The organism is Mesorhizobium sp. WSM4845, from assembly GCF_055811455.1.
In genome coordinates this window covers 106,785-128,508 of the sequence record NZ_JBVVQA010000019.1, presented here as the reverse complement: position 1 = coordinate 128,508, position 21,724 = coordinate 106,785, and the positions used below count along the sequence as shown (strand labels likewise).

The 21,724-nt window shown below is 61.8% G+C and carries 22 protein-coding genes and 2 pseudogenes; 10 read left to right on the top strand and 14 right to left on the bottom strand.

Translation table 11 applies throughout. The annotated features are described in order from the left end of the window. Positions 1-91: 91 nt before the first annotated feature. The 3 genes from AC0L2C_RS21540 to AC0L2C_RS21530 all read left to right on the top strand — a co-directional run bounded on the left by AC0L2C_RS21540 (position 92) and on the right by AC0L2C_RS21530 (position 3,493). Positions 92-760 (top strand): haloacid dehalogenase type II, encoded by a 669-nt coding sequence (locus AC0L2C_RS21540; RefSeq protein WP_287227990.1) that lies wholly within the window; start codon positions 92-94, stop codon positions 758-760. 170 nt (positions 761-930) lie between these two features. Continuing rightward, positions 931-2,079, top strand: a complete 1,149-nt coding sequence (locus AC0L2C_RS21535; RefSeq protein ID WP_287227988.1) for a phosphotransferase enzyme family protein — start codon at positions 931-933, stop codon at positions 2,077-2,079. A gap of 85 nt (positions 2,080-2,164) precedes the next feature. Then, entirely contained in the window at positions 2,165-3,493 is a 1,329-nt protein-coding gene (locus AC0L2C_RS21530) for an aspartate aminotransferase family protein (protein WP_473524374.1), read from the top strand. Here the strand turns inward: AC0L2C_RS21530 and AC0L2C_RS21525 are convergent. The 4 genes and pseudogenes from AC0L2C_RS21525 to AC0L2C_RS21510 form a co-directional block, all read right to left on the bottom strand. Beyond that, positions 3,477-3,677, bottom strand: coding sequence for a hypothetical protein (locus AC0L2C_RS21525; protein WP_419693283.1), 201 nt, complete (start codon positions 3,675-3,677; stop codon positions 3,477-3,479). The two genes, AC0L2C_RS21530 and AC0L2C_RS21525, sit on opposite strands and share 17 nt — an antisense overlap. Positions 3,678-3,696: 19 nt before the next feature. Further along, positions 3,697-4,754, bottom strand: a pseudogene (locus tag AC0L2C_RS21520) (alpha/beta fold hydrolase). A gap of 59 nt (positions 4,755-4,813) precedes the next feature. Then, entirely contained in the window at positions 4,814-5,230 is a 417-nt protein-coding gene (locus AC0L2C_RS21515; RefSeq protein ID WP_023801884.1) for an organic hydroperoxide resistance protein, read from the bottom strand. A gap of 32 nt (positions 5,231-5,262) precedes the next feature. Beyond that, positions 5,263-6,535, bottom strand: a pseudogene (locus tag AC0L2C_RS21510) (epoxide hydrolase family protein). Between the two features lie 200 nt (positions 6,536-6,735). Here AC0L2C_RS21510 and AC0L2C_RS21505 point away from each other — a divergent pair. Further along, on the top strand, positions 6,736-9,585 hold the full coding sequence (locus AC0L2C_RS21505; protein WP_473524373.1) for an ATP-binding protein: 2,850 nt from the start codon (positions 6,736-6,738) through the stop codon (positions 9,583-9,585). Positions 9,586-9,643: 58 nt separating this feature from the next. Here AC0L2C_RS21505 and AC0L2C_RS21500 read toward each other — a convergent pair whose 3' ends face one another. Beyond that, on the bottom strand, positions 9,644-9,742 hold the full coding sequence (locus AC0L2C_RS21500) for a pyocin activator PrtN family protein (RefSeq protein ID WP_473524372.1): 99 nt from the start codon (positions 9,740-9,742) through the stop codon (positions 9,644-9,646). A 102-nt stretch (positions 9,743-9,844) separates the two neighbouring features. On the opposite strand from AC0L2C_RS21500, the gene dusA reads away from it, so the two are divergent. Continuing rightward, positions 9,845-10,840 (top strand): tRNA dihydrouridine(20/20a) synthase DusA, encoded by a 996-nt coding sequence (gene dusA, locus AC0L2C_RS21495; protein WP_473524371.1) that lies wholly within the window; start codon positions 9,845-9,847, stop codon positions 10,838-10,840. Positions 10,841-10,844: 4 nt separating this feature from the next. Here the strand turns inward: dusA and AC0L2C_RS21490 are convergent, their stop codons facing one another. Together AC0L2C_RS21490 and AC0L2C_RS21485 are read right to left on the bottom strand one after the other, a co-directional pair. Beyond that, positions 10,845-11,549, bottom strand: coding sequence for a TIGR02281 family clan AA aspartic protease (locus tag AC0L2C_RS21490; RefSeq protein WP_473524370.1), 705 nt, complete (start codon positions 11,547-11,549; stop codon positions 10,845-10,847). A 7-nt stretch (positions 11,550-11,556) separates the two neighbouring features. Next, a complete protein-coding gene (locus tag AC0L2C_RS21485) occupies positions 11,557-11,790 on the bottom strand; it encodes a DUF1289 domain-containing protein (RefSeq protein WP_027151770.1) in 234 nt (77 codons plus the stop codon). 183 nt (positions 11,791-11,973) lie between these two features. On the opposite strand from AC0L2C_RS21485, the gene AC0L2C_RS21480 reads away from it, so the two are divergent. Further along, the gene (locus AC0L2C_RS21480) at positions 11,974-12,969 is read left to right on the top strand and encodes a nicotinate-nucleotide--dimethylbenzimidazole phosphoribosyltransferase (RefSeq protein ID WP_473524369.1); all 996 of its coding nucleotides are present in this window, start codon (positions 11,974-11,976) and stop codon (positions 12,967-12,969) included. A gap of 72 nt (positions 12,970-13,041) precedes the next feature. On the opposite strand, the gene AC0L2C_RS21475 is transcribed toward AC0L2C_RS21480, so the two are convergent. Next, on the bottom strand, positions 13,042-14,562 hold the full coding sequence (locus AC0L2C_RS21475) for a sensor histidine kinase (protein ID WP_473524368.1): 1,521 nt from the start codon (positions 14,560-14,562) through the stop codon (positions 13,042-13,044). 75 nt (positions 14,563-14,637) lie between these two features. Between AC0L2C_RS21475 and AC0L2C_RS21470 the strand changes: the two genes are divergently transcribed. From AC0L2C_RS21470 to AC0L2C_RS21455, 4 genes are all read left to right on the top strand, one after another. Next, entirely contained in the window at positions 14,638-15,261 is a 624-nt protein-coding gene (locus AC0L2C_RS21470; protein WP_473524367.1) for a thermonuclease family protein, read from the top strand. 140 nt (positions 15,262-15,401) lie between these two features. Continuing rightward, the gene (locus AC0L2C_RS21465; RefSeq protein WP_128169516.1) at positions 15,402-16,013 is read left to right on the top strand and encodes a glutathione S-transferase; all 612 of its coding nucleotides are present in this window, start codon (positions 15,402-15,404) and stop codon (positions 16,011-16,013) included. Continuing rightward, on the top strand, positions 15,953-16,645 hold the full coding sequence (locus tag AC0L2C_RS21460; RefSeq protein ID WP_473524380.1) for a uracil-DNA glycosylase family protein: 693 nt from the start codon (positions 15,953-15,955) through the stop codon (positions 16,643-16,645). Before AC0L2C_RS21465 ends, AC0L2C_RS21460 begins: the two co-directional genes overlap by 61 nt. 119 nt (positions 16,646-16,764) lie before the next feature. Beyond that, positions 16,765-17,256, top strand: a complete 492-nt coding sequence (locus tag AC0L2C_RS21455; protein WP_006333679.1) for an Lrp/AsnC family transcriptional regulator — start codon at positions 16,765-16,767, stop codon at positions 17,254-17,256. A gap of 11 nt (positions 17,257-17,267) precedes the next feature. Here the strand turns inward: AC0L2C_RS21455 and AC0L2C_RS21450 are convergent, their stop codons facing one another. The 6 genes from AC0L2C_RS21450 to AC0L2C_RS21425 all read right to left on the bottom strand — a co-directional run bounded on the left by AC0L2C_RS21450 (position 17,268) and on the right by AC0L2C_RS21425 (position 21,611). Next, entirely contained in the window at positions 17,268-17,837 is a 570-nt protein-coding gene (locus tag AC0L2C_RS21450) for a DUF3299 domain-containing protein (RefSeq protein ID WP_473524379.1), read from the bottom strand. 47 nt (positions 17,838-17,884) lie between these two features. Continuing rightward, positions 17,885-18,463, bottom strand: a complete 579-nt coding sequence (locus AC0L2C_RS21445; protein ID WP_473524366.1) for a GNAT family N-acetyltransferase — start codon at positions 18,461-18,463, stop codon at positions 17,885-17,887. Next, positions 18,426-19,127 (bottom strand): DNA alkylation repair protein, encoded by a 702-nt coding sequence (locus AC0L2C_RS21440; protein WP_473524365.1) that lies wholly within the window; start codon positions 19,125-19,127, stop codon positions 18,426-18,428. The genes AC0L2C_RS21445 and AC0L2C_RS21440 overlap by 38 nt, the downstream gene beginning before the upstream one ends. A gap of 8 nt (positions 19,128-19,135) precedes the next feature. Next, complete coding sequence (locus AC0L2C_RS21435; RefSeq protein ID WP_473524378.1) at positions 19,136-20,005, bottom strand: NAD(P)-dependent oxidoreductase; 870 nt, start codon at positions 20,003-20,005, stop codon at positions 19,136-19,138. A 62-nt stretch (positions 20,006-20,067) separates the two neighbouring features. Continuing rightward, the gene (locus tag AC0L2C_RS21430) at positions 20,068-20,901 is read right to left on the bottom strand and encodes an ABC transporter permease (protein WP_473524364.1); all 834 of its coding nucleotides are present in this window, start codon (positions 20,899-20,901) and stop codon (positions 20,068-20,070) included. Beyond that, complete coding sequence (locus AC0L2C_RS21425; RefSeq protein WP_023801867.1) at positions 20,898-21,611, bottom strand: ABC transporter permease; 714 nt, start codon at positions 21,609-21,611, stop codon at positions 20,898-20,900. The genes AC0L2C_RS21430 and AC0L2C_RS21425 overlap by 4 nt, the downstream gene beginning before the upstream one ends. Positions 21,612-21,724 lie beyond the last annotated feature (113 nt).

Here is a 21,724-nt window from a genome sequence, read left to right as displayed (position 1 = left end):
CTTGTGCTGAATGACCATGCATTGCCGCACATTCTGCCGGACGCCTGCGATTATGCTCGGCTGATAGGGCAGATTGACAGGAACCAAGGACATGGATCGCTTCCGGCCGAAATACGTGACGTTTGATTGCCACGGCACGCTCATCAATTTCCAAATGGCGGAAGCCGCCAGGGACCTGTTCGGTCATCTTCTGGATGGGCCGCGCATGGTTGAATTCATCAGGAATTTCCAGGGCTACCGCCTCGACGAGGTGCTGCAGGACTGGAAGCCTTATGCAGATGTCGTTCACAACGCACTGGAACGCACCTGCCGCCGCAACAGCGTCGCGTTCCGTGCCGAAGACGCCGAAACGATCTACAACCGCATCCCGACTTGGGGGCCGCATCCGGACGTTCCCGAGGGATTGGCCAAGCTGGCCAAGGAAATTCCGTTGGTCACCCTGACGAACTCCATGGTGGCCCAGATTCCGTCGAACGTGGCAAAGCTCGGTGCGCCGTTTCATGCCGTCTTGACCGCTGAAGAGGCGGGTGCCTACAAGCCGCATTTCAAGGCGTTCGAGTACATGTTCGACACGCTGGGCTGCGGCCCGGAGGATATCACGCATGTGTCCTCGTCATTCCGCCACGACCTGATGTCTGCCTATGATCTGGGGATCAAGAGCAAGGTCTGGGTCAATCGCGGCCATGAGCCGGCCAACCCCTATTACGAGTATACGGAAATCCGTGACGTGACGCAGCTACCGGGCGTTTTCGGACTCTGAGGGCGAGGATAGGCCGGAGACCCGCAGAGCACTGCGCCCATTTTGCGAGGGCGGCCAGCGGCGCCGTCTGAAATACCGCGAGAAATAGACCTGCGGGGCGTCATCGCTGGAGCGCTCCATCTGTCGAAGCATGAAGAACAACCGTCCCCAACAGGCGAGGATCTTTCGAATTGGGCGCTTATGGTGATCTGGTCCCCGATGAGGAAGCTGGTCAGCTCGATGGCTCCATGACGGCAGGATGCGACCATCTGCCTTACGCGGCAGCTTCAACCGAAGCCTATTTTCGCGCTGCCGCCGCAAGCCTGGCGATGCGGCCGGGCGCTTCCGAACCGGACATGTCGGCGGCACTGCTGAAGCGCCATTACGGATTGACGGGATCGATCGCGACATTGTCCTCCGAGGTTGAGCGCACCATTGAGGTCAACCTGTCGGACGGCCGCCGGTTGATCCTGAAGACGTCGGCAACAGCGGAGGCGGTCGACAGCTTTCGTTTTCAAACCGCCGCCATGGCCGGATTGCAAGGGTTCACGGGCTTCGTTGCACCCGAAGTGCTCCGCACGACCAGCGGCGCGTTGATGTTTGAGCAAGAGGGGATGTTCGAGCAAGAGGGGACATGCGGGTACTTGCAGACCCGGATCGAGGGCATTCCGCTGCACCAGGCGACGCCAACTCCCGACCTGCTTTTTCGAACCGGCAGCGCTCTCGCCCGGCTGGACCTGGCTCTTGAGCTGGTCAGTGTGCCCGCGGCTTACCGTCCCGTTCTTTGGCATGTCGGTTGCTGTTCGAGGTTGATGGAACTGGAGCAATACCTGCCATCCCCGAGCATTGCCGAGAGCGTACGCGTCGCGATGGCGGAGTATGCGGAGTTCGTTGAGCCACAAATCTCTGATGTGGCGTGGCAGGTAACGCATAATGATCCCAGCCCATTCAACATGATGGTGACTGGCCAGGGAATGGGTTTTATCGATTTCGGCGATGGCTGCTGGAGCCCCAGGATCCAGGACCTGGCGATCGCAGCAAGTCACGTCGTAGGGGATTCGACACTTCCTTTGGGTGGAGCCGAGCATCTTATTGCCGGCTATGCCTCTGTCATTGCACTTTCGGCACTGGAAGCAAAATTGCTCGTCGGACTGATGCGGGCGCGACAAAGCGCGTTGATCCTGGTCAACTACTGGCGGTCCCACCTTTTTCCGGCCGATGCCCAATACATCAAAAAGAATGTCTCGCGTGCCGAGCACGGACTTTCCATCCTGGCGCCTCTTGGTGTCGCATCGGGCGAGGCAGCCGTCCTGGCGGCAATGTCGTCGTTTCAGCCGTAACGCATCTCGGTTCGCTCGACCGGCACGGTAGCCAAAAGACGAACCGCGAATTGATCAAGGTACTCTTTCAGATAGGCAGCAGCACATGTCCACAGATCTCATGCCTAATCGCTACAGGCCCGGCGAATCCGATCTTCCGAGGCGCGAGTCCGAGCTCATTGCTCGCCGTGACGAAGTACTTGGGGCCTCCTATCGGCTTCAGTACCGCCGGCCCGTGCACTTCGTTCGCGGCGAAGGCATGTGGCTCTACGACCCTGACGGGCGTGCCTATCTTGATTTCTACAACAACGTGCCGTCGCTCGGCCATTGCCACCCAGAAGTAAACGCCGCAATGGCTGAACAGGCGGGCCGGATAAGCGCCAACACGCGCTATCTCGAGCCAAAACTTGTCGACTATGCCGAGCGACTGGTCGACACTTTCCCAAGCGAGCTCGACCGGGTGGTTTTTACCTGCACGGGAAGTGAATCCAACGATCTGGCCCTGCGTATCGCGCGATTTGCGAGCGGCAATGAAGGCGTGATCGTCTCGAGCTACGCCTATCACGGCACCAGCGCGGCTGTCGCCGCGGTTTCCCCGAACCTGGGCGACGCCGTCAAGCTCAGCCCATTCGTGCGCATGGTTTCCCTGCCGGGGCCGGAGGGTGTGCCGGAAGCCCAGGCTGCGGACTTTTTCGAGGCGCAAGTACGCGCGGCCATCGTAGATCTGAACCGTCGTGGCATCGGCGTTGCGGCCCTGCTCATCGACAGTATTTTTTCCAGCGATGGCGTATGGGTCGATCCCCCCGGCTTCATCGCCGGCGGAGTTGCGGCGGTGCGGGAGGCAGGTGGTCTCGTCATCGCCGACGAGGTTCAGCCGGGTTTTGGGCGAACCGGCGCTCATATGTGGGGCTTTGAACGGCACGGGATCGTTCCCGATCTCGCTACCCTCGGCAAGCCGATGGGCAACGGATTTCCAATTGGCGCGGTCGTTGGTCGCAAAGCACCGATGGAGCAATTTGGCGCAACCGCTCGCTACTCCAACACGTTCGCCGGAAATACGGTTGGCATAGCGACCGCCGACGCCGTGCTGGCGATCCTGCAGCGCGACCAGATCCCCCAGAAAGCGCTTGCCATGAGCCAGCGCCTCCGAGCCGGGCTGGAGAAAATCGCACAGCAGCCATATGGAGTTCGCGCTATCCGAAACGCCGGTCTGTTCTTTGGCATCGACATCGGGCGTGAGGGTGCCCCGGCGGCAAGCCGGCGGGCAATGGCGCTGGATGTCGTGAACGCACTGCGCGACGACGGCGTCCTTGTCAGCACGACAGGGGCCAACGAGGATTCGCTCAAAGTGCGCCCGCCGCTCGTTTGCCAGGCCGAGCATGTCGACATCTTCCTTGCAGCCATGGAGCGGGCGCTCATCAAGGTCGCAGGCTAGACCGCATGCCTGCGACCAGGTGGCCAGGTCCTGGTTCCCAGCTGCGGTAACCGACCGGGATCGTCACGCCGTAGATCGGCGAGGCTTCCGCGTTCTTAGCTCGAACGCTGTCGATCTCAACGCAGCCGATAGCGAAAGCGATCGACACGGCGATGACGGCTGCAATTGCAAGATTGCGTCTCATGCGCTCGCTCCGTCCGCGTTCAGAACTTGTCGACATCGATGATGGCCGTGGCGAAGGCATCAGGCGCCTCCTGCGGCAGGTCATGCCCGATGCCGCGGTGATCAGCCGATGCTCGTACTTGCCGGAGAATTTCTTCGCATAGGCGTCGGGATCGGGATGTGGCGCACCATTCGCGTCGCCCTCCAGCGTGATCGTTGGCACGTCGATCTCCGGGCGCTTGGCAAGCTTTCCCTCCAGTTCGTCATAGCGGCGCTCGCCTTCAGCAAGGCCGAGCCGCCAACGGTAGTTGTGGACGACGATGTCGACGTGGTCGGGGTTTTTGAACGCAGCGGCGCTTCTGGCGAAGGTCGCATCGTCGAAGTTCCAGCGCGGTGAGGCGAGCCGCCAGATCAGTTTGGCGAAGTCGTCCGTGTATTGCGCATAGCCGGCACGGCCACGATCGGTCGCGAAATAGAACTGATACCACCATTGCAGTTCGGCCTGTGGCGGTAGCGGCGCCTTGTTGGCCGCCTGGCTGCCGATTAGATAGCCGCTGACCGAAACCATGGCCTTGCAGCGCTCCGGCCAGAGCGCGGCAAGGATATTTGCCGTCCTCGCGCCCCAGTCGTAGCCGGCGACGATCGCTTTTTCGACGCCCAGGGCATCCATCAGGTCGATGATATCGACCGCCAGCGCAGCCTGCTGGCCGTTGCGAAGAGTGGCATCCGACAGGAACCGCGTCGTGCCGTAGCCGCGCAGATAGGGCATGATGACCCGATAGCCGGCTCCTGCAAGCAGCGGCGCGACATCGACATAGCTGTAGATGTCGTAGGGCCAGCCGTGCAGCAGTATGACGGGTGGCCCATCCGCCGGGCCGTCCTCGGCATACCCGACGGTGAGCAGACCAGCCTCGATCTGCTTCAGCGATGCGAGTGAGTTTCGCGATCCTGTCCCGCCGGCTAATGTCGTCTGCGTCCCGCCCTGAGCAGTGGAGGTTCGGACCGCTCCTAACTGAGCCAACGCCACGGTCGCGGCCGCGATGCCGAACAGGCGTCGGCGATGATGGTCGACGACTTCCGGAATTTTGATTGCGTTCATGGGACTACTACCTTTGTTCATGTTTCCAGGGCTGTCGCGGCAGTGCCGAAACCGAGGGACTAGATCAGGTTAATTTCGACTTCGATGTTGCCGCGCGTGGCCTTCGAGTAGGGACAGGTCTGATGAGCAGCATCGACAACGGCCCGGGCGTCGTTGCGATCCATCCCTGGCAGGCTCACATTGAGCCGGGCGCTGAGAAAGAAGGCGCCGTCGCCGCTGTTGAGATCAACCTCCGCATCGATCGAAAGGTCTGCTGGCAGCACGACGTTCATTTTGCGCGCGGCGATCGCCATCGCGCCCTCGAAACATGCCGACCAACCGGCAGCAAAAAGCTGTTCGGGATTGGTGCCGCTGCCCGCGCCGCCGGGCGTCGAGAGCCTGATGTCCAGCCTGCCGTCGGAACTGCGTGAGCCACCCTCCCGGCCGCCCGTTGTGTGCACCTTCGCTGTGTAGAGTCGTTTTGCTTGGGTAGTCATGGCATGCATCCTGTATGACATCGGATCTTCGATCAGCGCAGCGATTTGAAAGCTGCACGGACCTCCTGCGTGAAGATTTCCGGCTGTTCCCAGGCAGCGAAATGCCCGCCGGCCTTGGCCTCATGGAAATAGATGAGGTTGTGGTAGCAGCGCTCGGTCCAGCTTCGCGGCGCGCAGTAGATTTCGCCGGGGAATACCGTCACGGCGACCGGAAGATCGGCAATGTCCACGGCATTGAAATTGTTGGAGTGGTCTTCCCAGTAGATCTGCGCCGCGGAGGTTCCGGATTCAGTGAGCCAGTAGAGCGAGATGTCGTCGAGCATCTCGTCCTTGGTCAGAACCCGCTCGGGGTCGCCACCGTTATAGGTCCACTGCGCGAACTTTTCGTAGATCCAGGCGGCAAGACCCACAGGTGAATCCACCAGGGAGTAGCCGATGGTCTGTGGCCGCGTCACCATCATGGCGGCAGCCGGAACTGTCCTTGTAGAAGGTGTCGAGCGCATCGAATGCCGCACTTTCCTTCTCGGTCAGTCCGCTCGGCGTCGGCCCGCCGGCCGCCAGCACCGATGCAATTTCCGGCGGCACGGTCCCCGGCATGTTGACGTGTATGCCAATGAGCCCAGGCACCTTCTGCAGCGCCATGCGATGGGAGATGACCGAACCGCAGTCGCCACCCTGCGAGACGTAGCGGTCGTAACCCAGCCGCCTCATCAGCACGCCCCAGGCACGGCCGATATGGTCTGAGCCCCAGCCAGCCTCCGTCGGTTTCCCGGAGAAGCCGAAGCCAGGTATCGACGGCACGACGAGATGGAATGCGTCTTCCGCCGCGCCGCCATGGGCCGTGGGATCTGTCAGCGGACCGACGACCTTCATGAATTCCAAGATCGAGCCGGGCCAGCCATGCGTCATGATCATCGGCATAGCATTCTCATGGCGGGACCGGACGTGGATGAAGTGGATAGCGAGGCCGTCGATTTCGGTGACGAACATAGGCAGAGCGTTGAGCTTCGCCTCGACCTTCCGCCAGTTGTAATCGGTCATCCAGTATCGAAGGAGATCCTGGAGCTTTGCAAGCTGCACGCCTTGGGACTGATCCGTAACTGTTTCCCGCAAGGGCCAGCGCGTCGTTGCCAGACGTCGGCGGAGACCGACGATTGCCTCCTCCGGAATGCCGGCGCGGAAGGGACGGACGGCTTCACTATCGACGCTCGCGCGCGCCATTGCTGGAAGCAGGCTCAAGGCGCCTGTGGCCGCTGATGCGGCAAGCAGGCTTCGTCGCGTGAGCGATGGCGATGATGCGGGCATGGTCGTTTTCCTTGGGTCCGTCGGCAGAGAGGTTCTTGCTGCTTTCGACACATAGAAGGAGATCGCCCGAAGCGCCCGTTATGCATTATGATGCAACGTTAGCGCTCGTCGGCGAATGCAGGCTTGCAGCGAAGCCCCCCACTTTTGTTGTTCTCATAGGTGAGTGGTCGCCTGCATGAGCAGGCTGCGAAGGGAGTGTCATGACAGGGCCTGCAACCGATACGATATCATTTGGTCCCTTTACGCTTGCCGTCCGCGAACGGCTGCTCTTGCGGCAAGGCACCACCGTCGATCTGGGCGGGCGCGCTTTCGATATCCTGGCTACTTTGGCTGCCCGCTCCAACGAGGTGATCAGCAAGAGGGATTTATTGGCGAACGTCTGGCCCGACGTCACCGTCGAGGAGGGTAGTCTGCGGTTTCACATGGCCAATCTCAGAAAGGCGTTGGGCGACGGCAAGGACGGCGCGCGCTACATCGCTACCTTGAAGGGCCGGGGCTATTGCTTCGTGGCGCCGGTCTCGCGATCGGGTGGTCGCAACGATGCGCGAAGCGAGGCTGCCGCCAGCTACCCGCAGGCCAACCTCCCGAGCCAACTAGCTCGCATGGTTGGGCGAACCGACGACACGGCCGCGCTTTCCGCGGAGCTGGCGGCCGCGCGCTTCGTCACGATCGTCGGCACGGGTGGGGTCGGCAAGACCACCGTTGCAGTGGCGGCCGGGCATCACGTCGTCGATGCGTTTGCCGGCGCTGTGCATTTCGTCGATCTTGGCGCGCTGAATGATCCCAACCTGGTTGCGCCGACTGTAGCCTCGATGCTGGGCCTGTCGCTTCAGTCTGACGACGCCACGTCCGCTCTCATCACATACCTGGCTGACAAGAGAATCCTCCTGATCCTGGATACCTGCGAGCATGTCATAGACGCGGCGGCAGACCTGGCCGCCCGTATCTTCGCTTCCGCGCCGCAGGCCCACATCCTGGCGACGAGCCGGGAGGCTCTCCAGGTCGAAGGCGAGCACGTCTACAAGCTGGCGCCGCTTGCTTACCCGCCGGACGATCTGGAACCCACCGCGGCAGTCGCGCAGGCGTTCCCTGCGACCGAGCTGTTCTTGGAGCGCGCAGCAGCGAGCGGTGCTCGTCTTGACCTCGACGATTCGGATGCGGGGGTCGTGGCGCACATCTGCCGGAAGCTTGATGGCGTACCACTTGCCATCGAACTGGCAGCAGGACGGGTTGCGAGCTACGGCCTGCAGAAGACCGCGATGCTTCTCGACGAACGCCTGGCCCTCATGTGGCCGGGGCAGCGCAGCGCACCGCCGCGCCAGAAGACACTTCAGGCTACTCTGGACTGGAGCTTCGGGCTTCTGTCCGAATTCGAGCGCCTGGTGCTTCGCCGGCTTGCCGTTTTCGTCGGTCATTTTTCGATCGATGCCGCGCTGACAATAGTAACGAGCCCGACCGTGGACGATGCGCTCGTATTCAGCGCCATCGATAGCCTCGTGGCGAAGTCGATCGTCGCGGCGAGGCCAGCCGGTGCAACGATGCGCTATCGACTGCTCGATACGACGCGGGCTTATGCCCTTCAGTTCGAGGTCCAGGATGCGGAACTCACGGAACTGGCCGCCCGGCACGCGACGTACTGTCTGCGATGGCTGGAGGATACGGGGAATGAGTGGCCTACGTTGTCGAGCGCGTCGCAACGATCACTGCACCTCGCGGGCCTTGCCAATGTGCGTGGGGCTCTGGATTGGTGTTTCGGATCCAACGGGGATGCCAGGCTCGGCATTCGTCTTGCCGCCGCCGCTGCTCCGCTTTTCCTGTCGATGTCCTTGCTCACCGAGTGCCATCGCTGGAGCTCCCGGGCAATTTTCGCTCTCGACGACTCCATGCGCAGCGGACGCGAGGAGATGCACCTTCAGGCGGCCCTTGGAGTTTCCCTGATGTTCACGCACGGGGGAAGGGACGCAGCGCGCGTGGCGCTGAACAGAAGCTTCTCCATTGCCGAGCAGCGCAGCGATGCGCTCGACCAGATTCAGGTTCTCGGGCCGCTGCAGATGTTCCATTTGCGTACGGGAGATTTCAGGGCCGCGCTCCGCTACGCGGAGCGTTGCACCGTCATTGCCGACGCGCTGGAAGACTCCGTCTCCACGACATTGGCGCATTCGTTGATGGGAATATCGCTTCACCTCAATGGAGAACTAGCTCGCGCCCAGACCTCGCTTGCGGCAGCATTGCGATACGGGCCGCGTTCCGGTCGGACCACGACCAACTATCTCGGCTTCGACGGGAGAATCCTGGCCGGCGCGATCCTGGCAAGAACGCTTTGGCTGCAAGGCCATCCGGATCGGGCGGTGGAACGCGCGCTGCTGACGATCAAGGACGCCGAGATCCTGAACCATCCGCTGACGCTTTCGATCGCTCTTGTCTGGGCCGTTTCCGTGTTCCTTTGGGTCGGCGATCTCGACCGCGCGGACGAGCATATAGACCGTCTCTGCTTGCGTGCGGAACCCCACTCGCTCGGACCGTATCTGGCGCTAGGACGAGGCTTCAAGGGAGAACTGGCCATTCGTCGAGGCGATGCGGAGAAGGGAATCGAGAGTCTGCAACGCAGTCTCGCGGAGCTCCACGCAGCACCCTACGAACTGCTCACCACTCCGCTCAACGTCGCGCTCGTTCAAGGCCTTGCCGCCACGGGCCGGCTCGCGGAGGCCCTCGCACTGCTCGACGACACGATCCTGTCGGTCGAGGCAAACGGAGATCTCTGCTATATGCCGGAGTTGCTGCGCGTGAAGGGCTGCCTTGTTTTGGCGTCAGTGCAGTCTGGCGCCGACGAGGCTGAAACCTACTTCAGGCGGTCTCTCGAAATGAGTCAGGGTTGGGGCGCGTGGGGGTGGGAGCTGCGCGCCGCGATCGACCTGGCTACCCTTCTGATCGATCGCAGACAACACGAAACCGCCCGGGCGCATCTCCAGCCGCGGTTCGAGCGCTTCGTTGAGGGTTTGGATACTGCTGATCTGAAGTCAGCTGCACGTCTGCTCGCGACGCAGAGTTAGTCTGGCTCCGCTACGTGAGCCAAGTGTCTGTCAGCTAGACGGTGCGAATAGAAACAAGTCAGAAATGTGCCAAGGGATCGCGACGGACCTCATCGAGCGGAATGATTGCCTTACCATTGTATTGTGCCATGAGCAGAAAAGCGGTGTTGAGTGCCATTGATGATTACGCTTTGAAAAGTAGAATGAAATGAGTCACATATCATAGAGGCCGGCAGTATCAGTCTGTCCAAATTCAGTGTGGTTTAAAAACTATATATAAATGATTGAAGAATATAACAAATTTGCCATTGCGCCGATGATGGACTGGACGGACCGGCATTGCCGGTTCCTCCATCGTCAGTTGACGCGCCGGGTCTTGCTCTACACCGAGATGGTCGTCGCCGACGCGGTCATCCACGGCGAGCGCGAGCGCTTGCTCGGCTTCGATGCTACGGAACATCCGGCGGCGTTGCAGCTCGGCGGCTCCGATCCGCAGAAGCTCGCCGAGGCGGCCCGCATCGGCGAAGCGTTCGGCTATGACGAGATCAACCTCAATGTCGGCTGCCCGTCCGACCGCGTCCAGTCGGGTACGTTCGGCGCCTGCCTGATGAAGGCGCCTGACCTGGTCGCCGATTGTGTCGCGGCGATGAAGGCGTCTGTCGGCATTCCCGTCACCGTCAAATGCCGCATCGGCGTCGACGAGCAGGATCCCGAGCCGGCGCTCGATGCGCTGGCGGACGGGGTTTTCGCGGCCGGCGCCGACGCGCTGTGGGTGCATGCCCGCAAGGCGTGGCTGGAAGGGCTGAGCCCGAAGGAAAACCGCGACATCCCGCCGCTCGACTACAACAGGGTGTATCGGCTAAAAACCAAAAAACCAAACAAATTCATCGGGATCAACGGCGGAATTCAATCCCTTGAGGAGGCGCTTGACCACCTTGATCATGTCGATGGCGCCATGCTCGGCCGCGCCGCCTACCACACGCCGGGCATTCTGGCAGGCGTCGACGCCGCGTTTTACGGTGACACACCCAAAACGCTCGATTTTGCCGCGCTGATCGATGCGATGGCGGATTATGCGGCACGCCATATCGAGCGGGGCGGGCGGCTTGGCCATGTCACCCGTCACATGGTCGGCCTGTTCCACGGCCTGCCCGGTGCGCGCCGTTACCGGCAGATCCTTTCGACCGATGCGACAAGGCCGGGCGCCGGGCCCGATGTGCTGAAGGCAGCCTTCGCCGCAGTCGATTTTAGCGGGACAGATGCGGAAGCCGCCTGACTGTTCAATCGCGCAAGATCATGCGGTCGCCGCGCACGTCGAAACCGGACAGCGAGCCGATGAAATTCATGCCGAGCAGGCTCTTGCCGAGCATGCCGGGTGCGGCGATCATCACCGGCATGTCCTTGCGCACGATCCCGTCGATCGCCAATTCGTCGGTTCTCACGACGGCAGCGCGCGCCATGCCGTTGGCGGTGGAAACCGGTATGGTGAAATTGAGAGCGGCTGGATTGAACCCGGCCGCTTGCGCGTCCTGCGCGGTCAGCACGGTGCTAGTTGCGCCGGTATCGACCACGGCCCGGACTGGCGTGCCATTGACCATGATGCGCGCTTCGAAATGGCCATTGCCGGCCTTGTCCAGGGTCACCGTGGCACGACCGTCCTCGAGGCCCAACGCCAATGGACTGCCGGGAACAAGGCCGGCCGTTACCCGGCTGGCGAAATCCTGCAATTCATAACGGTACTGGTAGCCGGCGATCAGTGCGAGCACGATGACGGCCCAGGTGCCCAGGCTGCGGGCCATCGTGCCCAAGGGCCTGCCTGATCTGAGCAGGCCGGCGCCGATGAGCGCGACCAGTGCGGCAAGCCAGATCAGCCGGCTGAAATCGTAATTCTCGACGCCGAATGTGCTGCCGGCGGAATCGTTGAGCATGAGCAGGACAACGCCTACCCCGATCAGGATCATCAAAACCCAGAAAACCCGGTTCATATGTGGCTCACGAGAGAGCGTCGCGTTCGCGCGCCAGGCGGGTGCGGCGGGTTTCGCGGCGCGGTCTGCGCTCAACCGTTTCCAGCCGGGCCGGCAGCTCGGCCATGACGCTGCGGCGGATTTCAGGGGTCATCTCGATCCAGGCGCCGATTTCCTCGCGCGTGCGGCCGCAACCGAAGCAGAAGCCGGTTTTCATATCGATCGAACAGACCAGGACGCATGGGGATTCGATGGCCGTCATGTTTATTCTCTCAGGGTTCCGTCAGGAATCCCTCGTCTCGCCTCCACATGGTGTAATGGCAACGCCAATGCAAGCCCTCCGGAATGCGCCGCCGGCAGCCGCTTTCGCGTCAATGCAGGCAGTTGTGCCGGCCGAGCAAGGCGGCTATGCCGCTCACCAACTTCGGGAACGATCATCAACGACATGACCAGCGCGCTGCCCTTCGACGATTTTCGCAATCTTCTGGCGACCCTGCCACGGGCCGACACGGCAGCCGAAGCCCGCGTCCGTGCGCTGTTTGCCAAGGCCGACAAACCCAAGGGTTCGCTTGGCCGCATCGAGGACATCGCGGCTTGGCTGGCCGCCTGGAGCGGCCGCGCGCCGCCGGCAGTGAACCGGCCCCTGGTGGCGATCTTCGCCGGCAATCACGGCGTCGCTCGCCACGGCATTTCGCCACGGCCTGTCGCTGCCACGGCGAACGCCGTCGAGCTTTGCGCGGCCGGCGGTGCTGCGATCAACCAGATCTGCATCGCCAATAATCTCGGGCTGAAAGTGTTCGATCTTGCGCTGCACATTCCAACCGCCGACATCACCGAGGACGCGGCACTCGACGAGCGCGGCTGTGCCGCCACCATGGCCTTCGGTATGGAGGCGATCGCCGGCGGCGCCGATCTGCTTTGCCTTGGCGACCTCGGCGTCGGCAATTCCACCGTCGCCGCGGCCTTGCTTGCCGCACTGTTTGGCGGCAGTGGCGCAGATTGGGTCGGATCCGGATCGGGCGCCGATGGATCGATGCGGGTGCGCAAGGCGGAAGTGGTCGATGCCGCGCTAGCCTTCCACGGCACAGGTCTCAGGGACCCGCTGGAAGCGTTGCGCCGGGTTGGCGGCCGTGAGTTCGCAGCGATTGCCGGCGCCATCCTCGCCGCCCGGACGCAGAAGATCCCCGTCCTGCTCGATGGGTTGGTGGCGACAGCCGCTGCGGCGGCGCTGCATGCCGCCGACGCCACTGCGCTCGATCATTGCCTGCTTGCCAGCCTGTCGCCAGAGCCTGCGCATGCTCGCGCCGCAGAGCGGCTCGGCTTGCGCCCGCTGCTTGATCTCGGCGTCAGCCACGGCGAGGGGGCAGGAGCGGCACTTGCGGCCGGCCTGGTCAAAGCCGCTGCGCTCACCGCCTCGGGCATGGCAGCGGCGCTGCATTAAAGCGCGTCGCGTTCGACCCGCCTCATGCGACGCGCTTCAGGTTGTTGTTTTGCGGCGACATGCATTAAGCGTCTATCGCCGGCGCGCAGCAACGGCCCTGGTCGGCAGCGCCGGCAATTCCTCCATCACCCGGCTCAACGGAAAGATGGCGATCGCCTCGGTGCCTTCGCGCAGTTTGGAATGGAGTTCGAACTCGCCGCCATGCATGGCGAGCAGGCTTTGGACGATCGGCAGGCCAAGCCCGGTGCCTTGTTCGGCGCTCTTGATGGCGATGGAGCCCTGGCCGAAGGCGGACAGCACGACCGGAATCTCGTCTTCCGGAATGCCGGGCCCATTGTCTTTGACGGAGAGGTATTGGCCACCGCCCGCCGTCCAGCCGACGCGCACGCGGATCTCGCCGCCAGTTCCGGTGAACTTGATGGCGTTCGACAAAAGATTGAGCGCGATCTGGCGCACCGCGCGTTCGTCAGCGAACAGGCGCGGCAAGGCGTTTTCGAAATCCTGGACGATGCGGATGTCCTTGTTGCGCGCCTTCAGCTCCATCATGTGACAGCAATCCTCGACGACGGAAAGCAGCATCATCGGCTCTTCGTTGAGCTGGTAGCGGCCCGCTTCGATGCGCGACAGGTCGAGGATTTCGTTGATCAGGTCGAGCAGGTGCTGGCCAGAGTCATGGACGTCGCGAGCATAGTCGCGATAGGTCGGATTGCTCATCGGTCCGAGCACTTCGTTCGCCATCACCTCGGAGAAACCGAGAATGGCGTTGAGCGGCGTCCGCAACTCATGACTCATCGAGGCCAAAAACCGCGACTTTGCCAGGTTGGCGTCCTCCGCCCGTCGGCGCGCTTCGTCCGACATCGATTTCGCCGTGTCCAATTCGGCAATCAGCGCGTCCTTTTCGGAGCGGAACGAGAGCAGCATCAAGGACGAGCGATTGAGGCGGCGCGCCACATAGGCGAAGAAGGGCAGCGAGACAATCAGCAACCCGGCCATGATCAACTCGACCGGCATCCACTGCCTGGCGCCGGCATAGGCATAGGCGGCCACCGGAACGGCGAAAGTCGCCAGCAACGCACCGCGCAACGATGACGCTGTGATCGCCGTCGCCGCCATGGCAAGCAGCAGCACCACCGCCTTGATCAACTGGAACTGGTCGACCTGGCAGGTGTCGCAACCGAGCCAGGCAAACCAGGCCCAGCCCAGGCCGCAAAGGAAATGGCCTATCAGGAAATCACGGTGCGTTTGCAGCGGGTTGAGTTCGGCAGCTTCCGTTCGGTCGACGCGCCTCGCCATGAACACGACGATGGCGTAGCAGATGAATATAAGAAGCGCCCAGACGCCAATTGCCTTTCCGACGCCAGCAAAAAGACCGGTCGCGGCGGTCGCCAGGACGAGAAGCGGAACTATGATCGCGCCACCTATCATCGCACGGGCGTGCAGTTTCAACAGCTCGCGGTCGAAATCAGGATTTCCGGCCTGCTGCGAAAGACGGTCGCGCGTCTTGCGCACCGCGCGCGCCACATCGCTGTTGCGATGGGGTTTCCGGCGGTCCACAATAAACTTGTCCGCTGTGGTCGAACGTTGCGAGGGCATGGAGACTTCAATTTATGCGGGCAGCGGTTTCAAATTGTTAAGCTACGTTCGAATGATTAACCAACGGTTTGCCATATGAGCCGTTCGTGGTCGCGGCGGCCGGGACTGCGATACGTCCCGCCGCAGCCGCGAAGCCTTTGGCGCCGGCTGGTGGACTATGCACTGGCCGTGCTTGTCCTCGGTCTGCTGATCCTTCTGGCGGCGCGCCTTGATCGGATCGAGACGCGCAAGGCTGAGGGTGCCGCCGTCGTCAATGACGGCGATACGATCACGCTCGGTACCGAGCGCATCCGCATGCGCGGCATTGATGCGCCCGAATATTCGCAAATCTGCCGCAAGGACGGCGCCGACTATCCCTGCGGCAAACTGGCGCGGCAGTCGCTGGTACGTCTGATATCAGGCAAACCCGTCTCCTGCAGCGGCTGGCAGCGCGATCGATACCGCCGGCTGCTCGGCGATTGCAACGCCGGCGGCAAGGATCTCAACCGCGCCCAGGTCGAGGCCGGCTGGGCAGTTGCCTATGGCGATTTTGAAACCGAGGAGGCCGCTGCCCGATCAGGCAAGGCCGGCATCTGGGCCGGCACTTTCGACGAGCCGCACGATTGGCGCGAGAGCCACGATCACGACGTGGTCGAAAGAAAGCACGGCCGTTTGGCTTCGATCGGCGATGGCTTGCGAGAAATTTTTCGCTTCTGGTGATGGTCAACCCTATAGTGTTGCAACAGAGCGAGGTGCGTCCAGTCGGACGACACAAGCCATGTGCTGAGATTTTTTTAATCTTCGCGTCGGGCTTTCCGGCAATCGATTCCGGCCGTCGGGCCGGTGCGAAAGGAGGATGGATGAAACTCTTCGACGGCGGCCGGGCGCCCAATCCACGGCGGGTTCGCGTCTTCCTCGCTGAAAAGGGGCTTGAGGTTCCGCTGGTGCCCGTCGACATGGGCGCACTGGAGCACAGAGAGCAGCCGGTCAGTTCGCGCAACCCGCTGCAGCGCCTGCCGGTGCTCGAACTCGACGACGGCACCGTCATCACCGAATCCGTCGCCATCTGCCGCTATTTCGAGGAACTGCACCCGGAACCGGCGTTGTTCGGCCGCGGCGCGCTCGGCAAGGCGCTGGTCGAGATGTGGCAAAGACGGATGGAGCTCAACTTGCTCAACTGCGTCAGCGCCGCGTTCCGCCACGTCCATCCGGCGATGAAGGAATGGGAAATTCCGCAAATCCCCGAATGGGGCGAGGCCAACAAGCTGAAAGCCCTTGAATTCCTGAAACTCCTCGACGACGAACTGGCGAACCGCGAATTCGTCGCCGGCGACGCCTATTCGATCGCCGACATCACCGGGCTGATTGCCATCGACTTCATGAAGCCGGCGCGCATCAAGGTGCCGGAAGACTGTGTCAACGTGCTGCGCTGGCATCAGGCGATCTCCAGCCGGCCGAGCGCCGCGGCCTGAGGATGAGCCCCAGGCATGATCGAGAGCTGGAAAACTTCGCGGCGAGGGTGCGCGCCTGCCGAATCTGCGTCGAAAACCCGGTCGGCCAGCCGCTGCCGCATGAGCCGCGCCCGGTGCTCAGGCCGTCGTCGAGCGCCCGTATCCTGATTGCCAGCCAGGCACCGGGCACCAAGGTGCATATGTCAGGCACGCCGTTCACCGACGCCTCCGGCGATCGGTTGCGGGACTGGCTGGGCGTCAGCAGCGAAGAATTCTACGACACGACAAAATTCGCCATCGTGCCGATGGGCTTTTGCTTTCCCGGCCAGGATGCCAAGGGCGGCGACCTGCCGCCGCGCCGCGAATGTGCAGCGGCCTGGCGTGCGCCGCTGATGGCGCTGATGCCGCATATCGACCTGGTGCTGACGATCGGCCTTTATGCGCAATCCTGGCACATGGGCGCTGCGCGCCGGCCCTCGCTGACGGAGACCGTGATGGATTGGCGCACCATCTGGGATGCGCCCAGCACCCCGAAAGTGCTGCCGCTACCGCATCCGTCGTGGCGCAACACCGGCTGGCTGAAGCGCAATCCGTGGTTTGAAATGGATTTGCTGCCGTTTCTGAGATCGGAAATCCGCTATCGCCTCGGCTGAAGCGTAAGCAAGAAATCACTCGCTTTTGCGCCATCTGACAGAATTTCTTTCTTGTGAATGGCCCAAATAAGAAGGACTATAGCCAATCTATTCCTGATCTATCCCGTGGGAGCACCCAAATGGACCGCCTTGACAGAAAAATCCTCCGCCTCTTGCAGGAGGACGCGACGCTCGCGGTCGCCGATGTCGCCAAGAAAGTCGGACTGTCGACCACGCCCTGCTGGCGGCGCATCCAGAAGCTCGAGGAGGAAGGCGTCATCAAGCGGCGCGTCGCCATCCTTGATCATGAAAAGGTCAATGTGCGTGTCACCGTGTTCGTGTCGATCCGCACCAATTCGCACAGCCATGAGTGGCTGCGGCGCTTTTCGGAGGTCATCCAGGAATTTCCGGAAGTGGTCGAGTTCTACCGGATGAGCGGCGACGTCGACTATCTCTTGCGCGTGGTGGTGCCCGACATCGCTGCTTACGACGCCTTCTACAAGCGGCTGATCGCCAAGATCGAGATCCGCGACGTCTCGTCGTCGTTTGCCATGGAGCAGATCAAATACACGACCGAAATGCCGCTCGACTACATGGTTCTGGACAAGGAATCGGGCGCCAACGCGGCCTGAGGAGTTTTCGCTTAGTTCTTCTTTTTGTTGAGGAAACTCCACGGCGAGTTTGCCGGTAGCGTGATCGTGTCCGGCACGAGATCGACATCCGTCACCTCCGCCTTGCGTACGGTGTAACCCGACTGGATCACGCTGACACCGTCGAGGATGAAGAGCTGACTTTTCTCCATGCCCGGCTCCAGCGCGCCGGTCACGGCAACCGGCTGATAGGCTTGCGACATTCTGTAGGGGCGGGCGGGCGTGACGAGGACGATCTGATTGGGCGGCGGCGTCGGCATGTGGCTGCACGCCCCTGTCCACGGCACCAGCAGGAACTGATAGACGAGATCGCCGTCGCGATCGAGCGGCAGCGCGTAGCCCGCCAGTTGAATGGCCTTGTCTCGCAAATTGACAGACAGCGTCTCGCCACGGTCAGGCATTTTTGCCGCGACCATCGGCAATCCGACACTTTCGGCAGCGGGCTGGGTCGCCGGGCGCAGGTCCCTCCAGAATATGCGCGCGGTTTCGGCGGAAGCGCTGCCCGCCACTATGGAAATCAGCACGGCCGCCAGCGCCGCTGTCGATTTGAAACGATTGCTCACCGTGTGCTCTCCATTTGACAGGAGTAAAGCTGCCGTCGCCGACAGCGTCAACGTTGGAGCCGCATCACATTCCGGCGCGAGCCAGCCATGCCGATCTCATGGAATCCGCGGGCCACGAACATCTCTCGAAAGCCCATGAAACGGTAGCTCGGCGATGCCTGGTCGACCGGATAGGCCTCGATGGTCCTGGCGCCTTTGGCGAAGGCGTGATCGATGGCCGCGTCAAGCAGGGCGCTTGCCAGTCCACGGCCGCGCGACGCCCTCGGCACATAGAAGCAAACGATCGACCAGACGCCCGCCTCGCTGTCGTCCTGCTCCTGCGACAGCTTGCGATAGGTCTCGCGTGGCGCCACGGAGCACCAGCCGACGGTCTTGCCTTCGGCATGGGCGACGATACCGACCGGCGTGCCGGCTTCGATGAGCGCCATCATGGCCCGTCTCCTCTCATCGTTGGACGCGTGCTCGCGGTTTTCGAGGTGGCGCCAGGCCATGCACCAGCAATATTTCGGGCCGCCAGGCTGCTCGAACAGGTTCTCGAAATCGGCGCGCGTCAATCGCGTCACCTCGGTAAAACGGATCTGGCTCCGGTCAGCCTTTCCTGGCGAGCCGCTCGAGCGTCTTGGCATCGGAAAGCTCCCGTACAGCGTCCTTGCCGATCCAGCGCGCCGTCTTGTCGGTCGAACCGGCAAGCTTCTGTGCCAAGGCAAGGGCAGCGCCGTGCAAATTCACCGATCGCTTGCCGATAGAGCGAAGCGCCCAGTTCACCGCCTTCTTCACAAAATTACGGCCATCGGCGGCGTGCGCTTCGATGATCGGCAGGAAGTCGAGGAAGGTCGCCTCTGGCTCCTTCTTCCGGTGGACGACCGACCAGGCCATCATGGCAAAAGCCGTGCGTCGAACGAACTCGTGTTCGTCGGCCGCGAACTCTTCTATCAGCTCCTTCCAGCAATCCGAATCGACAAAGAGGTCGGAGACGCCGTCGACGATATCCCACGAGTCGAAAGTCGCCGCCCATCGTCTTGCATCCGCAGCAGAAAACCGCTTCGGATCGGCTGTGACGGAAGCGATGAACTGCGCTTCCATGATGCCCGACTCCCATAGTTCGAAGGCACGCTCATGGTTGCACTTGATTTTCTTGGCAATCTGCCGCTGGACGCCATGCGGGATTCCGAGCGCACGTTCGATCTTGATGCCGTAGCGCAGCATGCCAAGGCGATTCTCCTGCGAGCCGATCGAGCGCAGATGGGCGACAATCTCCTCGGCGCTGGATTGAGGCGAAAGCTCGGCCACGACAAAACCTACTTCTCCAGTCGCGCCAGCAGCGAAGACGTGTCCCAGCGTTTGCCGCCCATCCCCTGCACATCCTTGTAGAACTGGTCGACAAGTGCCGTCACCGGCAGCTTGGCGCCGTTGCGGTCGGCCTCCGCCAGGCAGATGCCGAGATCCTTGCGCATCCAGTCGACAGCGAAGCCGAAATCATATTTGCCGGCATTCATCGTCTTGTGGCGGTTCTCCATCTGCCATGAGCCGGCCGCGCCCTTGGAGATCACCTCGATGACGTTTTCGATGTCGAGCCCAGCCTTCTTTCCGAAATGAATACCTTCGGCCAGCCCTTGGACAAGGCCGGCGATGCAGATCTGGTTGATCATCTTGGTGAGTTGGCCCGAGCCGGCCGGGCCCATCAGCCCGACCATGCGGGCATAGGCATCGATGACAGGCTTCGCCTGCTCGAAGGCTTTCTGTTCGCCGCCGACCATGACGGTCAGGATGCCGTTTTCGGCGCCGGCCTGACCGCCGGAGACCGGTGCGTCGAGGAACGAGAAACCGCGAACTTGCGCCTTCTCCGCCAGTTCGCGCGCGACTTCAGCCGAGGCCGTGGTGTTGTCGATGAAGATGGCTCCCTTCTTCATCGACTGGAACGCACCCTCGGCTCCAATCGTCACCGCGCGCAAATCATCGTCATTGCCAACGCAGCAAAAGACAAAATCCTTGCCGTCGGCGGCCTCAGCCGGCGCGTCGGCAACACTGCCGCCATGCTGGGCAACCCATTGCTCGGCCTTTGCCTTGGTGCGGTTGTAGACGGTGACGTCGTGGCCGCCCTTGTTCCGGAGATGTCCGGCCATTGGATAGCCCATGACGCCAAGACCGAGAAATGCCACCGATGCCATGTTTTCGAATCCCTTCAATCCTGTTTCCGGCCTTCTTAGCGGATCAGGCAAAGCTATGGGAGTCAGCGGTGCAGATGTATGGTAATGCGCCGTTCTATCCACTCGACCGCGTGGCGGAGTATCTCGACAATGATCAGATAGATGATCGCCGCCCAGACATAGGACTGGAAGTCGAAAGTCCGCGAATAGGTGAGCTTCGTGATGCCCATCAGATCATAGACGGTGATGAGGGCTACGATGGCCGAGCCCTTGATCATTAGGATGATCTCGTTGCCGTAGGGGCGCAGCGCCACGATCAATGCCTGTGGCAGGATGATCTTGCGCAGTGTTTGCAATTTGTGCAGGCCAAGCGAGGCAGCGCCTTCCCACTGGCCCCTGGGCACGCTCTCGATTGCGCCGCGCAGGATCTCAGCCTGATAGGCTGCTGTATTGAGTGTGAACGAGAAAATGGCGCAGTACCAAGCTTCGCGAAAAAAGCCCCACAGGCCGACAGCTTCAAGTGCCGGTCGAAACGAACCCACTCCATAGTAGATAAGAAAGACTTGGGTCAAAAGCGGAGTGCCGCGGAAGAAGTAGACGTAAGCGTAGGCAAAGCTGGACAGGGTCCGGTTCCTGGACATCCGCGCGTACGCGACAGGAACTGAAAGAACGGCTCCCAATACGATCGACACAGCGACAAGCGTGAGGGTCACTCCCAGGCCAGAGATGTAGCCCGGGGCGTATTTTTGGAAGAGTTCGGAATTCCAAGCCTCGACCAAGTATACAATCATGCCGATGCCGAGCACGATCCAGAGACCGACCAACGCATATCCCAATACACGTTGCCGGGACCAGCCGCGCGGGATTGCCGGCGGTTTTTCGACCTTGGTCGCCACGTCGGCCGCTGCCGCACTCATCGTTGCACCTGTTGTCGGCCAACCCTGCGTTCAATGGCATTGATGCCGAAAGACGATATGATGGCGAGGAGCAGATAGATAAGGGCCGCAAATCCATAGAAAAGGAAGGCGTGCTTGGTCACGCGGGCAGCAACACCGGTCTGCCGCAGAATATCGGCAAGGCCAATCGCCGAAACTAACGCAGTGTCCTTGAGCAAGATAAGCCACAGATTGGCAAGACCCGGCAGGGCGATGCGGATAAGCTGCGGCAGCACCACCAGTCGCATCGTCTGCCCGCCCGACAGGCCAACCGAATAGCCGCCCTCATACTGTCCCTTCGGGATGGCGCGGAATGCCGAGAGGAAGACCTCGCTGGCGTAGGACGAGAAGACGACGCCGAGCGCGATCATGCCGGAAACAAAAGCATTCACTTCGACCGCGGCGGTCGGGTCATACAGGCGCATCAATTGCTGGATGCCGATTTGCGCGCCGTAAAAGATCATGAACAGGGTCAGCAGCTCAGGCAATCCACGAAAGATCGTGGTGTAGATATTGCCGGCCAGCCGCAGCGACGGTTCGTTGGATTGCTTGGCCAGTGCGACCAGAAAGCCGATCATCAGACCGACAGGCAGGGTCGCGGCTGCAAGCAAAACGGTGATGAAGACACCATAGGCGATGTCGTCGAGCCAGCCTTCGGGTCCCCAACTGAGCAGCGTCCAAACGCTTTGCATCCGCCTGCCTGTTCTCCTCTATGCTTTTTTTGAGAGCGCGGCGTCAGCCCTGGCGCGCCGCGCCTTGCGCAAACGGCGGGGATGTCCCGCCGTTCGCCGTCAACCCGGAAGGA

Coding starts and splice junctions, on each gene's coding strand:
- AC0L2C_RS21480 (WP_473524369.1), top strand. CDS start 11,974: ATGACCAGCGCGCTGCCCTTCGACGATTTTCGCAATCTTCTGGCGACC.
- AC0L2C_RS21455 (WP_006333679.1), top strand. CDS start 16,765: ATGGACCGCCTTGACAGAAAAATCCTCCGCCTCTTGCAGGAGGACGCG.
- AC0L2C_RS21515 (WP_023801884.1), bottom strand. CDS start 5,230: ATGACTACCCAAGCAAAACGACTCTACACAGCGAAGGTGCACACAACG.
- AC0L2C_RS21505 (WP_473524373.1), top strand. CDS start 6,736: ATGACAGGGCCTGCAACCGATACGATATCATTTGGTCCCTTTACGCTT.
- dusA (WP_473524371.1), top strand. CDS start 9,845: ATGATTGAAGAATATAACAAATTTGCCATTGCGCCGATGATGGACTGG.
- AC0L2C_RS21475 (WP_473524368.1), bottom strand. CDS start 14,562: ATGCCCTCGCAACGTTCGACCACAGCGGACAAGTTTATTGTGGACCGC.
- AC0L2C_RS21540 (WP_287227990.1), top strand. CDS start 92: ATGGATCGCTTCCGGCCGAAATACGTGACGTTTGATTGCCACGGCACG.
- AC0L2C_RS21485 (WP_027151770.1), bottom strand. CDS start 11,790: ATGACGGCCATCGAATCCCCATGCGTCCTGGTCTGTTCGATCGATATG.
- AC0L2C_RS21465 (WP_128169516.1), top strand. CDS start 15,402: ATGAAACTCTTCGACGGCGGCCGGGCGCCCAATCCACGGCGGGTTCGC.
- AC0L2C_RS21490 (WP_473524370.1), bottom strand. CDS start 11,549: ATGAACCGGGTTTTCTGGGTTTTGATGATCCTGATCGGGGTAGGCGTT.
- AC0L2C_RS21525 (WP_419693283.1), bottom strand. CDS start 3,677: ATGAGACGCAATCTTGCAATTGCAGCCGTCATCGCCGTGTCGATCGCT.
- AC0L2C_RS21500 (WP_473524372.1), bottom strand. CDS start 9,742: ATGGCACTCAACACCGCTTTTCTGCTCATGGCACAATACAATGGTAAG.
- AC0L2C_RS21435 (WP_473524378.1), bottom strand. CDS start 20,005: ATGGCATCGGTGGCATTTCTCGGTCTTGGCGTCATGGGCTATCCAATG.
- AC0L2C_RS21425 (WP_023801867.1), bottom strand. CDS start 21,611: ATGCAAAGCGTTTGGACGCTGCTCAGTTGGGGACCCGAAGGCTGGCTC.
- AC0L2C_RS21430 (WP_473524364.1), bottom strand. CDS start 20,901: ATGAGTGCGGCAGCGGCCGACGTGGCGACCAAGGTCGAAAAACCGCCG.
- AC0L2C_RS21530 (WP_473524374.1), top strand. CDS start 2,165: ATGTCCACAGATCTCATGCCTAATCGCTACAGGCCCGGCGAATCCGAT.
- AC0L2C_RS21445 (WP_473524366.1), bottom strand. CDS start 18,463: ATGCCAAGACGCTCGAGCGGCTCGCCAGGAAAGGCTGACCGGAGCCAG.
- AC0L2C_RS21470 (WP_473524367.1), top strand. CDS start 14,638: ATGAGCCGTTCGTGGTCGCGGCGGCCGGGACTGCGATACGTCCCGCCG.